This window comes from Micromonospora sp. NPDC049836, from assembly GCF_044465125.1.
Lineage (GTDB): Bacteria > Actinomycetota > Actinomycetes > Mycobacteriales > Micromonosporaceae > Micromonospora.
This window is the reverse complement of record NZ_JBITLH010000006.1, coordinates 439,794-453,313: the sequence shown is the minus strand read 5'-3', so window position 1 is coordinate 453,313 and position 13,520 is coordinate 439,794. Positions and strand designations below refer to the sequence as shown.

Sequence of the window (13,520 nt, the reverse complement as noted above, 5' to 3'; positions counted from 1 at the left end):
TCAGCTCGCCGCGGAGGTCGGGTAGCCGTAAAGGTCCAGCAGCCGGACCCGGGAGGCGTGTAGCCGGTCCACCACCACGCTCATGAAGCGGGTGGTGAGCTGCCGGCCGAGCGCGTCGTCCGACTCCATCAGCCGGCGTACCCCCGCCGCGGTGAACTCGACCGCGGTGCAGCGCTGCACGGCGACCGCGCCGAACTGCCAGCGGTAGGGCGGGAAGAGCCAGGACCAGCCGAGCACCCCGCCCGGGCCGATCGTCTCGATACCCACGTCACCGCGGCCGGGCACTGGGAAGTCCAGCGCCACCTCGCCGCCGCGGACCAGCCAGAACCGTTCCGCGGGCTGGCCGGTGCGGAAGAGCCGCTGCCCCGGGTGCCAGGCCACCGGCCGGGCGTAGCCGGTCAGCCGGGGCAGCCACTCCTGCGGCAGCCCGGCGAGGAACGGGTGCGCCCGAAGCATCTCCAACGGGGTCATCACGCCTCCAGGATGGGAAGAGGGACCCGGCGTCGCGGCCGGGCCCCTCGGGTCGGTTCACTTCTTCGTGTCGTGCTCCACGGTGATCGGGATCTCCCGGGTGATCGGCTCGATCGTGCCGACCGTCGCGGTGATCTCGAGGATGCCGTCCGCGTAGCGGGCCGTGATCGTCTCCTCCTTCACCTCGGACGGCAGCGGGATCAGGCGGGAGAACGAGCCGTAGTGGAACTCGGAGTGGACCTTGTCGGTGTGGCCCTCCCGACGGACCACGTCCAGCCGCAGGTTCTCGCCGGTCCGGGTGATCCGCACGTCCTTCGCCGGATCGATGCCCGGGAGTTCGGCGCGGACGACGTACCGGTCGCCGTCGAGGTAGTCCTCGACCCGAATGGTCGGCGCCAGCATCGGCAGCCAGGACAGGTTCGTCCAGTCGAACGGCGCCAACGCGCCGCCCCGGAACTTGGTGACAGTGGACATTGTCGACCTCCTTGTCGATCGTCCTGCCTCCATCCCACCTCGGAAGAACCCGGGCGGGCAGGGCCGATGGTCCCGGTCCCCGGGGCGGACCGGCCCTGCCGGCGCAGGGCCGGCGGGCGCAGGCTGAAGGTGGACGAAGGAGGACGTGATGACCAACAGATCCGGTGCCCCCGTCGTGGTGGGCGTGGACGGTTCCCCCTCGGCGCTGCACGCGGTACGGGTGGCCGCGCGGGAGGCGGCGGCCCGACACCGGCCGCTGCGGGTGGTGCACGCGTTCCTGTGGCCGATGCTCGGCACCCCGCTCGGCCCGGTCGCGGCCGCGCTGCCCGACCCCGAACTGCGCGAGGAGGCCGGCAAGCTGGTCCAGGAGGCCGTCGACGAGGCCCGCAAGATCGACGCCGAGCTGGTGGTCTCCGGTGCCGTGGTGGACGGCGGCCCGATCCCGGTGCTGTTGCGGGCGGCCCGGGACGCGGCGCTGCTCGTGCTGGGCCACCGCGGCCTGGGTGGCTTCGCCGAGCTGCTGGTCGGCTCGGCGGCGGTGCAGCTCGCCGCGCGGGCCGAGTGCCCGGTGCTGGTGGTGCGGGACGAGCCGCGCGCCGACGGCCCGGTCGTGGTCGGCGTGGACGGCTCGGCGCTGTCCCGCGAGGCGATCGGTTTCGCCTTCGCCGAGGCGGCGCAGCGCGGCACCGACCTGGTCGCCGTGCACGCCTGGCTCTACCCGGCGTCCCCGGCGTTCCGGGAGGCGTACGGCGACATCATGCCGCTGGTGTACGACCCGCAGGAGTTGCGCGCCGAGGAGGAGCGGGTGCTCGCCGAGGCGATGGCCGGCTGGGCCGAGCGCTACCCGCAGGTCCGGGTCCGGCAGAAGCTGGTGGCCGCCAACGCGGCCCGGGCCCTGGTGGAGGAGTCCACCGAGGCGCAGCTGACCGTGGTCGGCGCGCACGGCCGGGGCAGCCTGGGCGGCATGCTGCTCGGCTCGATCAGCCACGCGGTGCTGCACCACGCACGCAGCCCGCTGGCCATCGTGCGGCACCGGCCGGGATCCGACGCCGGCTGATTCCCCCGCCACCGCTCCGCCGGCCGGCTGCTGCCGGCCGGCGGATCCGGCGTGCCGCGCGCCGTTCCCCCGCCGACCCGGCGCTCCGGACCAGCGCCACGCCGGCCCGGCGTTCCGGACGGACGCCACGCCGGCCCGGCGTTCCGGGTAAACCCGGGTGCGACGCGGACGGCAGGACGAGAATGACCTGAGCCGACGGGAGGGGATGTACCGATGGACCGGCCTGTCGTGGTGGGTGTCGACGGTTCGCCGACCAGCCTGACCGCCGCCGAGTACGCGGCGGACGTCGCCGTGGCCCGGTCCCGCCCGCTGCTGGTGGTGCACGGCTATCTGCACCCGCTGGGCTACGGCGTGCCGCTGAACCCGTACGACCTCGGGGTGCCGGCGCCCACCGAGGAGTCGCGGCAGATGCTCGAGCGGGTGGCCGCCGAGCTGGCCGAGGCCCGTCCCGGCCTGCGGGTCGCGGTCCGCCAGGTGGCCGGCGGGCCGGGTGCCACCCTGGTCGAGGAGTCCCGCCGGGCCGATCTGGTCGTGGTGGGCAGCCGGGGCATCGGCGGCTTCACCGGGCTGCTGCTCGGCTCGGTCAGCGGGCAGGTGACCCAGCACGGGCACTGCCCGGTGCTGGTGGTTCGCCCCGCCGAGCAGCCGATTCCCCGGCGGGGACCGGTGCTGGTCGGGGTGGACGGCTCGACGTCGGCCGCGTTCGCCGTCCAGCTCGCCGCCGAGGAGGCGGGCCGCCGGGACACCGACCTGGTGCTGGTGCACGTCCGGCCGACGGACCGGGGCCGCGCCGGCCAGGCCGAGCCGGGCGGGGCGGACGCCGGGTCGGGCGAGGCCGGGGAACTGCTGGCCGAGGCGGCGGCCCGGGTGCGGTCGGACCATCCGGCGCTGCGGGTGGTCGAGCGGGCGCTCGAGGCGGACTCCCCCGAGCAGGCGTTGATCACGGCCAGCGGCGAGGCCGCCCTGGTGGTGGTCGGGTCGCGCGGGCGGGGCGGCTTCGCCGGGCTGCTGCTCGGCTCGGTCAGCCAGGCGGTGGTCCAGCACGCGCGCTGCCCGGTGCTGGTCGCCCACCCGCACGAGCCGGCGCCGTGACCGGCGCCGGCTCGCCACGGCTCAGGACGGGTCGCGGCCGGCGAGCAGTTCCTCGAAGCTGGTGGTGAGCGCAAACGGGTCGGCCGGTCCGGTCGCGGCCGGCCGCCGGTCCACCTGCTCAGCCAGCTCGGCACCGGCCCGGCGGATCCGGGCCCGCAGCGCGCTCTCGTCGCCCTCACCGGACCAGTCCTCCGGGGCGGCGAAGACCGCCGTGGGCACGACCGCGGCCCGCAGGTAGCCGAACATCGGCCGGACCGCGTGCTCCAGAGCGAGCGAGTGCCGGGCGGTGCCGCCGGTGGCGCCGATCAGCACCGGCCGGTCCGCCAGGACCTCCCGGTCGAGCACGTCGAAGAACGACTTGAACAGCCCGTTGTACGAGGCGTTGAAGATCGGGGTGACCGCGATCAGCCCGTCCGCGCCGGCCACGGTCGCCAGCACCTCGCGCAGTGCGGCCGGCGGGAAGCCGGTGAGCAGATGGTTCACCACGTCGTGGGCGTGCTCGCGCAGCTCCACGGTACGGATCTCCACCTCGGCGCCGCGCCGGACCAGCTCGTCGCGGGCGGCCGCGGCGAGCTGGTCGGCGAGCAGCCGGGTGGACGAGGGCTGGCCGAGGCCGGCCGAGATCACCACGAGGGTGCGCCGGGTCATCGGGCCTCCTCGGGGGCCTTGCCGGTCACGTCGTCGACGGCGTGGACGGTGGCGTCGGTGCCCCCGCCGGCCGCGGCCAGCAGCGAGGCGTGCGTCGGCGCCTCCGGCACGTGCGCCGGGCGCAGCGTGTCGAACTCCTTGCGGAGCACCGGGATGACCTCCTCGCCGAGCAGGTCGAGCTGCTCCAGCACGGTCTTCAACGGCAGCCCGGCGTGGTCGACGAGGAAGAGCTGGCGCTGGTAGTCGCCGACGTACTCGCGGAAGCTCAGCGTCCGGTCGATGACCTGCTGCGGGCTGCCGACGGTCAGCGGCGTCTCCCGGGTGAACTCCTCCAGCGACGGGCCGTGCCCGTAGACCGGGGCGTTGTCGAAGTACGGCCGGAACTCGCGTACCGCGTCCTGCGAGTTGCGCCGCAGGAAGACCTGCCCGCCGAGGCCGACGATCGCCTGGTCGGCGGAGCCGTGGCCGTAGTGCTCGAAGCGCTGCCGGTAGAGGCCCACCATCCGCTGGGTGTGCTCCTTGGGCCAGAAGATGTGGTTGGCGAAGAAGCCGTCCCCGTAGTACGCGGCCTGCTCGGCGATCTCGGGGCTGCGGATCGAGCCGTGCCAGACGAACGGCGGCACGCCGTCGAGCGGGCGCGGCGTCGAGGTGAACGCCTGCAGCGGGGTGCGGAACCGCCCCTTCCAGTCGACCACGTCCTCGCGCCAGAGCCGGCGCAGCAGGTCGTAGTTCTCGATCGCCAGCGGGATGCCGTTGCGGATGTCCTGGCCGAACCACGGGTAGACCGGCCCGGTGTTGCCGCGCCCCATCATCAGGTCGACCCGGCCGTCGGCCAGGTGCTGGAGCATCGCGTAGTCCTCGGCGATCTTCACCGGGTCGTTGGTGGTGATCAGCGTGGTCGCGGTGGAGAGCAGCAGCCGCTCGGTGCGGGCCGCGATGTAGCCGAGCATGGTGGTCGGCGACGAGGGCACGAACGGCGGGTTGTGGTGCTCACCGGTGGCGAAGACGTCGAGCCCGACCTCCTCGGCCTTGAGCGCGATGGCCACCATGGCCTTGATGCGCTCACGCTCGGACGGCATCCGCCCGTTGGTCGGGTCGACCGTGACGTCGCCGACGGTGAAGACTCCGAACTGCATGACCGCTCCTCGCGTGCCGTCCGGGTCGATCGACCCGGAGTCGTACCGCACAACATATTTGACGAGTCAACTATTCCGCCACGCACCCCACCCCGGGTGGTGCGGCTCACCCACCCGCGGACCGGCCGCCCGGAGCGGGGCCGCCGGGCCCGGGACGGCGCCGGGCGCCCTGCACCGTGCCACCGGGTCAGCGCCGGGCGCGGGGCACGTGCCGGCGGTAGGCGCTGACCGTCGGGTCGCCGGCGAGCCAGAAGCGCCACGGCACGTCGTGCGCGCCGGTGACGCCGACCCGAGGCCCGGTGGCGACCGCCGCCGGTGGCACCGGCGCGGCCGGGGGCCGCAGCCGGACCGGGCCGTCGCCGAGCAGGTCCGCGCCGTAGACGGACCGGTCGATGCCGAGCGCCGCGCAGAGCCGGGCGGGCCCGCGCGCGAGATCCACATCCCGGCGTACGGCCGGCCGGCGGGACCGGGCGAGGTCGAGGCCGTCGACCACCTCACCGGCCCGCAGCAGCACCGCCGAGGCCTCCCCGTCCGGCCCGGTGACCACGTTCACGCACCAGTGCATGCCATAGGTGAAGTAGACGTAGGCGTGCCCGGCCGGGCCGAACATCACCGCGTTGCGCGGGGTGCGCCCGCGGTGGGCGTGCGAGGCCGGGTCGCCCGCGGTGCCGGCGTACGCCTCCACCTCGGTGATCCGCACGGTCACCCCGTGACCGGCGAGGCGGCAGCCGAGCAGACCCCGGGCGGCGGGCTCGACCGGCCCGGCGAGCAGATCGGCGAGGCTGGCGAGGTCGCTTGCGGTCACGGACCGAGCCTATCCGGCGTCCCCGGTTCCCGCGCAATCTGCTTTCAATAGAGCGTTGACAAACAGTTGTTCAACAGGTTCTCATGGTGGGCATGGTCACGCTAAACAACGACCCGTTCACCGCTCCGGATGCTGCCCAGGCCCGGGCGCACCGCAACTACGCGGCGCTGATGCGGATCGCCGAGCGGCACGCCGGCACCGAGGCCGGTCGCCGGCGGTACGCGCACCCCGACGTCCCCGACGCCTACGAGGCGGCCACCCTGGTGATGGCGCTGGCCGGCGGCGCCGAGCTGGAGCCGGGCGAGGAGCCGGTCGACCAGGCCGACCTGATGGCCGCGCTGACCCTGATCCCGCACGTGCGGGCCGAGGTGGACGCGCTCGAGGCCGGGCTGTTGCAGGTGGCCCGGGGTCGGGGCCTCACCTGGCAGGCGATCGCCTTCGGGCTCGGGCTGGGCAGCGCCCAGGCGGCCCGGCAGCGCTACGAGCGACTGGCCGTCCGCACCGGCACCGGCGACTGAGCGGTCCGTCCGGCGGCGCCGCGGGCGGCGCCGCGACGGCGGGCCGATGCTTGCCAGGGGCACGGCTGCGGGCGCGGCTTGCCGGTGGCACGGCTGCGGGCGCGACTTGCCAGGGGCACGGCTGCGGGCGCGACTTGCCAGGGGCACTGCTGCGGGCGCGGCTTGCCGGTGGGTCGTGACAGGCGGCGGCTTGCCCGGGGGTCGCGGCTGGTCGGAGGGCGCGGCAGACTGGCCGGGGACCGACAGGGAGGACGCGATGCGGCGCGACGAGATGCGGACCTACTGCCTGGCCAAGCCGGGTGCCTGGCTGGACCAGCCCTGGGAGGGCGACGAGGTGGTCAAGGTGGGCAGCCGGATCTTCGCGTTCCTCGGCGGACCCGACGGTGAGGCGCGGGTGGGCGTCAAGTGCGGCCCGTCCCGGGAGGTGGCCGACGAGTGGCTGCACCGCTTCCCGGAGGATGCCCGCTCCTCCCCCTACATCGGCCGCTCCGGCTGGAACACGCTGCGCCTGGGCGGCGCCATCCCGGACGAGGAACTGCGCGAGGCCGTCGACGGGTCGTACGACGCGGTGGTGGCGAAGCTGCCCAAGGGCGAGCGGCCGACCGCCTAGCCCACACCCACCCAGCCCGCACCCGCGTCGCCGCCGCTGCTTGACGACGGGATGCGGCAAACGGGGGCATCCGGCGTCGAGGAAGGGCCGGATTGCCGCAACCGGAGTGGATCATCCTCCCGCCCGACGCGCGCCGCCGCCGACGCACCACCGACGACGCGCGCCACGGCCGACGCGCCACCGTCGACGCGCCACCGTCGGCGCCGCCGGTCGGGCGCCCGGCACCGGCCCGAAATTCCCCGGGGAGCGGCCGTTACCGCGACGCCGCCGTCACGGACGGCGCCCCCGGGACGGGGAGTCCCGGGGGCCGCCGCGCGGTACCGGAGTCAGCGGGGCACCACCCGCTCGGCGGCCCACTCCCGCCAGCCGGCCAGCCGGTCCGCGGCGGCCGCGAGCTGGTCGGCCACCGGGCCGGGGCCGGTGGAGCCGGGGGTGATCCGGGCGGCCAGCGCCGACCGCACCGAGAGCACGTCACGCACCGACGGGTCGAGGCGCGGGCTCACCGCCGCCAGGTCCGCGTCGGTGACCTCGTCGAGGGCGCAGTCCCGGGCCGCGCAGAGCGCCACCAGCTTGCCGGTGATCTCGTGCGCCTCGCGGAACGGCACGCCGCGCAGCACCAGCCAGTCCGCCACCTCGGTGGCGAGCGAGTAGCCGGTCGGCGCGTCGGCGACCAGCCGGTCGACCCGGACCGTCATCGTGGCGATCATCCCGGCCAGCGCCGGCAACAGCAGCTCCAGGGTGTCGACCGCGTCGAACGCCGGCTCCTTGTCCTCCTGCATGTCCCGGTCGTACGCCATCGGCAGGCCCTTGAGCATGGTGAGCACGCTCGTCAGCCCGCCCACCAGCCGACCCGACTTGCCCCGGGCCAGCTCGGCGATGTCCGCGTTCTTCTTCTGCGGCATGATCGACGACCCGGTGGCGAAGGAGTCGTCCAGCTCCACCCAGCCGAACTGCTGCGAGGTCCAGAGCACCACCTCCTCGCCGAGCCGGGACAGGTGCACGCCGATCATCGCGGTGACGAAGAGGAACTCGGCCACGAAGTCGCGGTCGGCGACCGCGTCCATCGAGTTGGCGAAGGAGGTGCGGAAGCCCAGCTCCTTGGCCACCACCACCGGGTCCAGCGGCAGCCCGGAGCCGGCCAGCGCACCCGCGCCGAGCGGGCTGATCGCGGTGCGGTGGTCCCAGTCGCGCAGCCGCTCCAGGTCCCGCAGCAGCGGCTGCACGTGGGCGAGCAGCCAGTGCCCGAAGGTGACCGGCTGGGCGTGCTGGAGGTGGGTCATGCCGGGCGCCGCGGTGTCCACGTGCCGTTCCGCCTGCTCCACCAGCGCCTCGGCCAGCTCGACCAGCCGGGCCGCCACGCCGCGCGCGTGGTCACGCAGATAGAGCCGCAGGTCGGTGGCGACCTGGTCGTTGCGGGAGCGGCCGGCGCGCAGCTTGCCGCCCAGGGTGCCCAGCCGCTCCAGCAGGCCCCGCTCCAGGGCGGTGTGCACGTCCTCGTCGTCGACCGTGGGACGGAACTCCCCGGAGGCGCAGGCGGCCTCCAGGTCGTCCAGCGCGGCCAGCATCCGCCCCAGCTCATCGGGGTCGAGCAGGCCCGCGCCGGCCAGGACCCGGGCGTGCGCCCGGGAGCCGGCGATGTCGTACGGGGCGAGGCGCCAGTCGAACTGGACGCTCACCGACAGCCGGGCGAGCGCCTCGGCGGGACCGCCGGCGAACCGGCCACCCCAGAGGCTCGTCCGGTTGGTGGCGGCACTGTTCTCGGTCAGACTCTTGTCGTCCACCCCACCCATTGTGGCAGCGTTCACCTTTCACTCCCGACTGCGGGGCTCACTCGTTGAGCTCGCTCATTCGTCATGGTCAGCATCCGCCCAGCCGGGCGTCCCGCGCGGCGGCCATCCTGCTGGGCAGGCCCCACAGCTGCACGAAACCCTTGGCCAGGGACTGGTCGAAGGTGTCGCCGGTGTCGTAGGTGGCCATGCCGAAGTCGTAGAGGCTGGCCTCGGAACGCCGCCCGGTGACGGTGGCCCGGCCGCCGTGCAGGGTGAGCCGGACCTCGCCGCAGACGTGCCGCTGGGCGTCGTCGATGAAGGCGTCGAGGGACCTCTTCAGCGGCGAGAACCAGAGGCCGTCGTAGACCAGCTCGCCCCAGCGCTGCTCGACGCCGCGCTTGAACCGGGCCAGGTCCCGCTCGACGGTGACCGCCTCCAGCTCCCGGTGCGCGGTGATCAGGGCGATCGCGCCGGGCGCCTCGTACACCTCGCGGCTCTTGATCCCGACCAGCCGGTCCTCGACCATGTCGAGCCGGCCCACGCCCTGCGCGCCGGCCCGCCGGTTCAGCTCCAGGATCGCCTGGTACGGGGTCACCGTCTCGCCGTCGATCGCGACCGGCACGCCGGCGTCGAAGGTGATGACCACCTCGTCGGCGTCGCGCTCCTGCGCCGGGTCGGCGGTGTACGCGTAGAGCTCCTCGACCGGCCCGGTCCAGATGTCCTCGAGGAAGCCGGTCTCCACGGCCCGCCCCCACAGGTTCTGGTCGATCGAGTACGGCGACCGGGCCGTCACGTCGATCGGCAGGCCCCGCTCCTCGGCGAAGGCGATGGCCTTGTCCCGGGTCCAGGCGAAGTCCCGGGCCGGGGCGATGATCTTCAGGTCGGGAGCGAGCGCGCCCAGGCCGACCTCGAAGCGGACCTGGTCGTTGCCCTTGCCGGTGCAGCCGTGCGACACGATCGTGCCGCCGTGCTTCGTCGCCGCCGCCACCAGGTGTTTCACGATCAGCGGCCGGGATAGCGCGGAGACCAGCGGGTAGCGGTCCATGTAGAGGGCGTTGGCCCGGACCGCCGGTAGGCAGTACTCGGCGGCGAACTCGTCGCGCGCGTCCACCACCTCGGACTCGACGGCGCCGCAGTCCAGCGCGCGCTGCCGGATGACGTTCATGTCCTCGCCGCCCTGGCCGAGGTCGACGGCGACCGCGACGACCTCGGCGCCGGTCTGCTCGGCCAGGTACGGGATGGCGACGGAGGTGTCCAGACCCCCGGAATAGGCCAGCACGACCCGCTCGGTCATGGTGTGGTGTTCCCTTCGACGTTTTCTCCCCGGCGGGCCCACCCGGCGAGCTTGTCGCCGAGCGCCGCCCCGCCGTCGGCCTCGCGGGCCACCACGAGGATGGTGTCGTCGCCGGCGATGGTGCCGACGATCTCGGACAGGCCCGCCCGGTCCAACGCGCTGGCCAGGTACTGGGCCGCGCCCGGCGGGGTGCGCAACACGGCGATGTTGCCGCTGGAGTCGACCCCGTTGAGCAGCTCGTGCAGCAGCCGGACCAGCCGGGCCGGGGCGGCCTCGGCCTCGCGCAGCGGCCGGTGGCCGTCCTCCGGGATCAGGTAGACGCCCCGCCCGTCGCCGCCGCGCGCGGTGACCGCGCCCAACTCCTTGAGGTCCCGGGAGAGGGTGGCCTGGGTGACCTGGATGCCGTCACCGGCGAGCAGGTCGGCCAGCTCGGTCTGCGAGTGGATGGCCTGGTCACGGATCAGCTCGACGATGCGGGCGTGCCGGGCGGCACGGGTCAGCGGGGCGGTCATGGTGTGGATGCCTCCAGGAGAAACGTCAGCAGCGCCTTCTGGGCGTGCAGCCGATTCTCCGCCTGGTCGAAGACCGCGCTCCGCGGCCCGTCGAGCACCCCGTCGGTGATCTCCTCGCCCCGGTGGGCGGGCAGGCAGTGCAACACGACGGCGTCCGGCGCGGCGTGGCCGAGCAGCGCCTCGTTCACCTGGTACGGCAGGAACGGGGTGATCCGGTCGAGACCGTCGGACTCCTGCCCCATCGAGGTCCAGGTGTCGGTGGCCAGCACGTGCGCGCCCCGGGCCGCCTCCGCCGGGTCGGTGAGCGCCCGGACCGAACCGCCGGTGCCGGTGGCGATCTTCTCGGCGCGGGCCACGATCTCCGGGTCGGGCTGGAAGCCGGCCGGCCCGGCCACCCGCACGTGCATGCCGGCGCTCGCCCCGCCCAGCAGGTACGAGTGGGCCATGTTGTTCGCCGCGTCCCCCACGTACGCCAGGGTGCGCCCGGCGGTGGCGCCGAACCGCTCGCGGACGGTGAGCAGGTCGGCCAGCAGCTGGCACGGGTGGTAGGTGTCGGTGAGCGCGTTGATCACCGGCACGGTGGCGTGCGAGGCGACCTCGGCGATCCGGTCGTCGCCGTGGGTGCGTAGCACGATGGCCGCGACGTACCGGGAGAGCACCCGGCCGGCGTCGGCCAGCGTCTCGCCCCGCCCGAAGTGGGTGACCTGGGTGTCCACCACCAGCGGGTGACCGCCGAGCTCGGCGATGCCGGCGTCGAAGGAGATCCGGGTGCGCAGGCTCTGCTTGTCGAAGAGCACGGCCACCGACCGCGGCCCGGTGAGCGGCTGGTACGCGAACCGGTCGGCCTTCATCCGGGCGGCCAGGTCCAGCACGGTGGACTGCTCGGCGGGGGACAGGTCGTCGTCGCGCAGGAAGTGCCGGATCATGCGGGGACCTCCGTCGTGGTCGGGCCGGCGGAGCCCGGCGCGGGGGTGGGCAGGGTCGCCGCGGGAGCGGCCACCGCCGCGTCGAGCGCGGCGGGCAGAGCGGCCAGGAAGGCGTCGGCCTGCTCGGCGGTGAGGATCAGCGGTGGGGCGAGCCGCAGCACCCCGGGCTGCACCGGGTTGACCAGGAAGCCCGCCGCGCGCAGCGCGGTCGCCGCCGCGGCGGAGACCGGCTGGTCGAGCACGATGCCGAGCAGCAGGCCGGCGCCGCGTACCCCGGTGACGAGCGGATGACCCAGCGCCTCGACGCCGCGCCGCAGCCGCTCCCCGATCCGCTTGACGTGGTCGAGCAGGCCCTCGCTGGCGATGGTCGAGATCACCGCGAGGGCGGCGGCGCAGCTGACCGGGTTGCCGCCGAAGGTGGTGCCGTGCGAGCCGGGGGCGAGCAGCTCGGCGGCCCGACCGAAGGCCAGGCAGGCCCCGATCGGCAGGCCACCGCCGAGCCCCTTGGCCAGGGTGACCACGTCCGGCTCGACACCCTCGGCCTGGTGGGCGAACCAGTGGCCGGTGCGGCCGACGCCGGTCTGCACCTCGTCGAGCACCAGCAGCGCGCCGTGCGCGGCGGTGATCCGGCGGGCCTCGGTGAGGTAGCCGGGCGGCGGGACGACCACGCCGTTCTCCCCCTGGACCGGCTCCAGGATCACCATGGCGGTGGCGTCGGTGACCGCCTCGGCGAGGGCGGCGGCGTCGCCGTACGGCACGTGGCTGACGTCGCCGGGCAGCGGGCGGAACGGGTCGGCCTTGGCGGGCTGGCCGGTCAGCGCCAGCGCGCCCATGGTGCGGCCGTGGAAGCCGCCCTGGGTGGCCACCACGTGGCGGCGCCCGGTGAGCCGGGAGAGCTTGAAGGCGGCCTCGTTCGCCTCGGCGCCGGAGTTGGCGAAGAACACCCGGCCGGGGCGGCCGGCGAGGGCCAGCAGCAGCTCGGCCAGGGCCACCGGCGGCTCGGCGACGAACAGGTTGGACACGTGGCCGAGGGTGGCCACCTGTCGGGAGACGGCGGCCACCACGGCCGGGTGGGCGTGGCCCAGGGCGTTGACCGCGATGCCGCCGAGCAGGTCGACGTACTCCCGGCCGGCCTCGTCGACCACGACCGCGCCGGCGCCGGCGACCAGCGCCAGCGGCGGGGTGCCGTAGTTGTCCATCATGGCCGCGCCCCAGCGCTCGACCAGTGTGCTCATGACCCGACCGTGCCTTCCGTCGTCTCGGCCGGGTCGCGCGCGGGCTCGCCGCTCACGACCATCGTGCCGAACCCTTCCGAGGTGAAGACCTCGAGCAGCGTGGAGTGGGCGACCCGGCCGTCGACGACGTGCGCGGCGGGCACTCCCCCGCACACGGCCCGCAGGCAGGCCTCCATCTTGGGGACCATCCCGGCTTCCAGGGACGGCAGCAGCTTCGCCAGCTCGTCGGTGCTGATCTCGCTGACCAGGCTGGCCGTGTCGGGCCAGTCGGCGTAGAGGCCGGCCACGTCGGTGAGCACGACCAGCTTGCGGGCGTCGAGGGCGACGGCGAGCGCGGCAGCGGCGGTGTCCGCGTTGAGGTTGTGCAGCACCCCGTCCGCGTCCGGCGCCACGGTGGAGATCACCGGGATCCGGCCGGCCGCGATCAGGTCGGTCACCGCCGAGACGTCCACCGACTCCACGTCGCCGACCTGCCCGACGTCCACCGGCTCCCCGTCCACGTACGCCGGGCGGCGCACGGCGGTGAACAGGCCGGCGTCCTCGCCGGAGAGGCCGACCGCGAACGGTCCGTACGCGTTGATCAGCCCGACCAGTTCCCGGCCGACCTGGCCCACCAGGACCATCCGGACCACGTCCATCGCCTCGGGAGTGGTGACCCGCAGGCCGCCCTTGAACTCGCTGGCGATGCCGAGCCGGCCGAGCATCGCGGAGATCTGCGGTCCGCCGCCGTGCACGACGACCGGCTTGAGGCCGGCGTACCGGAGGAAGACCATGTCGGCGGCGAAGGCCCGCTGCAACGCGGGGTCGACCATGGCGTTGCCGCCGTACTTGACCACGACGGTGGCCCCGGAGAAACGGGCCAGCCAGGGCAGCGCCTCGATCAGCGTCTCGGCCTTGGCCTGGGCCCGGGTGAGGTCGGCGCTCAGGCTCCCACTCACCGGGCCCGCCTTTCGTTCGCGACTGCGGGACTCCG

General features: G+C 74.5%; 15 protein-coding genes. 4 read left to right on the top strand and 11 right to left on the bottom strand.

Translation table 11 applies throughout. The annotated features are described in order from the left end of the window. Together ACIBPB_RS19480 and ACIBPB_RS19475 are read right to left on the bottom strand one after the other, a co-directional pair. Complete coding sequence (locus ACIBPB_RS19480; RefSeq protein ID WP_046564846.1) at positions 1-471, bottom strand: cyclic nucleotide-binding domain-containing protein; 471 nt, start codon at positions 469-471, stop codon at positions 1-3. 57 nt (positions 472-528) lie between these two features. Continuing rightward, positions 529-945: an Hsp20/alpha crystallin family protein gene (locus ACIBPB_RS19475; protein WP_357324961.1), complete on the bottom strand. Its 417-nt coding sequence runs from the start codon at positions 943-945 to the stop codon at positions 529-531. Positions 946-1,093: 148 nt separating this feature from the next. Here ACIBPB_RS19475 and ACIBPB_RS19470 point away from each other — a divergent pair, with 148 nt between their 5' ends. Both ACIBPB_RS19470 and ACIBPB_RS19465 read left to right on the top strand, forming a co-directional pair. After that, entirely contained in the window at positions 1,094-2,002 is a 909-nt protein-coding gene (locus ACIBPB_RS19470; RefSeq protein WP_396840947.1) for a universal stress protein, read from the top strand. Between the two features lie 213 nt (positions 2,003-2,215). Further along, positions 2,216-3,094, top strand: coding sequence for a universal stress protein (locus ACIBPB_RS19465; protein WP_396840946.1), 879 nt, complete (start codon positions 2,216-2,218; stop codon positions 3,092-3,094). A gap of 21 nt (positions 3,095-3,115) precedes the next feature. Here ACIBPB_RS19465 and ACIBPB_RS19460 read toward each other — a convergent pair whose 3' ends face one another. From ACIBPB_RS19460 to ACIBPB_RS19450, 3 genes are all read right to left on the bottom strand, one after another. Beyond that, positions 3,116-3,742 (bottom strand): FMN reductase, encoded by a 627-nt coding sequence (locus ACIBPB_RS19460; protein ID WP_396840945.1) that lies wholly within the window; start codon positions 3,740-3,742, stop codon positions 3,116-3,118. Next, positions 3,739-4,878 (bottom strand): LLM class flavin-dependent oxidoreductase, encoded by a 1,140-nt coding sequence (locus ACIBPB_RS19455; protein WP_046564845.1) that lies wholly within the window; start codon positions 4,876-4,878, stop codon positions 3,739-3,741. Before ACIBPB_RS19455 ends, ACIBPB_RS19460 begins: the two co-directional genes overlap by 4 nt. 187 nt (positions 4,879-5,065) lie before the next feature. Then, the gene (locus ACIBPB_RS19450) at positions 5,066-5,683 is read right to left on the bottom strand and encodes a DNA-3-methyladenine glycosylase (protein ID WP_396840944.1); all 618 of its coding nucleotides are present in this window, start codon (positions 5,681-5,683) and stop codon (positions 5,066-5,068) included. 92 nt (positions 5,684-5,775) lie between these two features. Between ACIBPB_RS19450 and ACIBPB_RS19445 the strand changes: the two genes are divergently transcribed. Next, positions 5,776-6,201: a DNA-binding protein gene (locus ACIBPB_RS19445; protein ID WP_396840943.1), complete on the top strand. Its 426-nt coding sequence runs from the start codon at positions 5,776-5,778 to the stop codon at positions 6,199-6,201. A 256-nt stretch (positions 6,202-6,457) separates the two neighbouring features. Further along, the gene (locus tag ACIBPB_RS19440) at positions 6,458-6,811 is read left to right on the top strand and encodes an MmcQ/YjbR family DNA-binding protein (protein WP_396840942.1); all 354 of its coding nucleotides are present in this window, start codon (positions 6,458-6,460) and stop codon (positions 6,809-6,811) included. A 326-nt stretch (positions 6,812-7,137) separates the two neighbouring features. Here ACIBPB_RS19440 and argH read toward each other — a convergent pair whose 3' ends face one another. The 6 genes from argH to argB form a co-directional block, all read right to left on the bottom strand. Then, complete coding sequence (gene argH / locus ACIBPB_RS19435) at positions 7,138-8,601, bottom strand: argininosuccinate lyase (RefSeq protein ID WP_396840978.1); 1,464 nt, start codon at positions 8,599-8,601, stop codon at positions 7,138-7,140. 67 nt (positions 8,602-8,668) lie between these two features. Next, positions 8,669-9,874, bottom strand: a complete 1,206-nt coding sequence (locus tag ACIBPB_RS19430; RefSeq protein WP_396840941.1) for an argininosuccinate synthase — start codon at positions 9,872-9,874, stop codon at positions 8,669-8,671. Beyond that, positions 9,871-10,386 (bottom strand): arginine repressor, encoded by a 516-nt coding sequence (locus ACIBPB_RS19425; protein WP_357324988.1) that lies wholly within the window; start codon positions 10,384-10,386, stop codon positions 9,871-9,873. Before ACIBPB_RS19425 ends, ACIBPB_RS19430 begins: the two co-directional genes overlap by 4 nt. Beyond that, positions 10,383-11,312 (bottom strand): ornithine carbamoyltransferase, encoded by a 930-nt coding sequence (gene argF, locus ACIBPB_RS19420; RefSeq protein ID WP_396840940.1) that lies wholly within the window; start codon positions 11,310-11,312, stop codon positions 10,383-10,385. Before argF ends, ACIBPB_RS19425 begins: the two co-directional genes overlap by 4 nt. Beyond that, positions 11,309-12,547: an acetylornithine transaminase gene (locus tag ACIBPB_RS19415; protein ID WP_396840939.1), complete on the bottom strand. Its 1,239-nt coding sequence runs from the start codon at positions 12,545-12,547 to the stop codon at positions 11,309-11,311. Before ACIBPB_RS19415 ends, argF begins: the two co-directional genes overlap by 4 nt. Then, positions 12,544-13,485: an acetylglutamate kinase gene (gene argB, locus ACIBPB_RS19410; protein WP_396840938.1), complete on the bottom strand. Its 942-nt coding sequence runs from the start codon at positions 13,483-13,485 to the stop codon at positions 12,544-12,546. The genes ACIBPB_RS19415 and argB overlap by 4 nt, the downstream gene beginning before the upstream one ends. Positions 13,486-13,520: the final 35 nt, after the last annotated feature.

What these genes read in the sequence shown, in the direction of transcription:
- ACIBPB_RS19475 (WP_357324961.1), bottom strand. Translation starts at nt 945, where the DNA reads ATGTCCACTGTCACCAAGTTCCGGGGCGGCGCGTTGGCGCCGTTCGAC.
- ACIBPB_RS19455 (WP_046564845.1), bottom strand. Translation starts at nt 4,878, where the DNA reads ATGCAGTTCGGAGTCTTCACCGTCGGCGACGTCACGGTCGACCCGACC.
- ACIBPB_RS19440 (WP_396840942.1), top strand. Translation starts at nt 6,458, where the DNA reads ATGCGGCGCGACGAGATGCGGACCTACTGCCTGGCCAAGCCGGGTGCC.
- ACIBPB_RS19445 (WP_396840943.1), top strand. Translation starts at nt 5,776, where the DNA reads ATGGTCACGCTAAACAACGACCCGTTCACCGCTCCGGATGCTGCCCAG.
- ACIBPB_RS19480 (WP_046564846.1), bottom strand. Translation starts at nt 471, where the DNA reads ATGACCCCGTTGGAGATGCTTCGGGCGCACCCGTTCCTCGCCGGGCTG.
- ACIBPB_RS19430 (WP_396840941.1), bottom strand. Translation starts at nt 9,874, where the DNA reads ATGACCGAGCGGGTCGTGCTGGCCTATTCCGGGGGTCTGGACACCTCC.
- ACIBPB_RS19460 (WP_396840945.1), bottom strand. Translation starts at nt 3,742, where the DNA reads ATGACCCGGCGCACCCTCGTGGTGATCTCGGCCGGCCTCGGCCAGCCC.
- ACIBPB_RS19415 (WP_396840939.1), bottom strand. Translation starts at nt 12,547, where the DNA reads ATGAGCACACTGGTCGAGCGCTGGGGCGCGGCCATGATGGACAACTAC.
- ACIBPB_RS19465 (WP_396840946.1), top strand. Translation starts at nt 2,216, where the DNA reads ATGGACCGGCCTGTCGTGGTGGGTGTCGACGGTTCGCCGACCAGCCTG.
- ACIBPB_RS19470 (WP_396840947.1), top strand. Translation starts at nt 1,094, where the DNA reads ATGACCAACAGATCCGGTGCCCCCGTCGTGGTGGGCGTGGACGGTTCC.
- ACIBPB_RS19425 (WP_357324988.1), bottom strand. Translation starts at nt 10,386, where the DNA reads ATGACCGCCCCGCTGACCCGTGCCGCCCGGCACGCCCGCATCGTCGAG.
- argF (WP_396840940.1), bottom strand. Translation starts at nt 11,312, where the DNA reads ATGATCCGGCACTTCCTGCGCGACGACGACCTGTCCCCCGCCGAGCAG.
- argH (WP_396840978.1), bottom strand. Translation starts at nt 8,601, where the DNA reads ATGGGTGGGGTGGACGACAAGAGTCTGACCGAGAACAGTGCCGCCACC.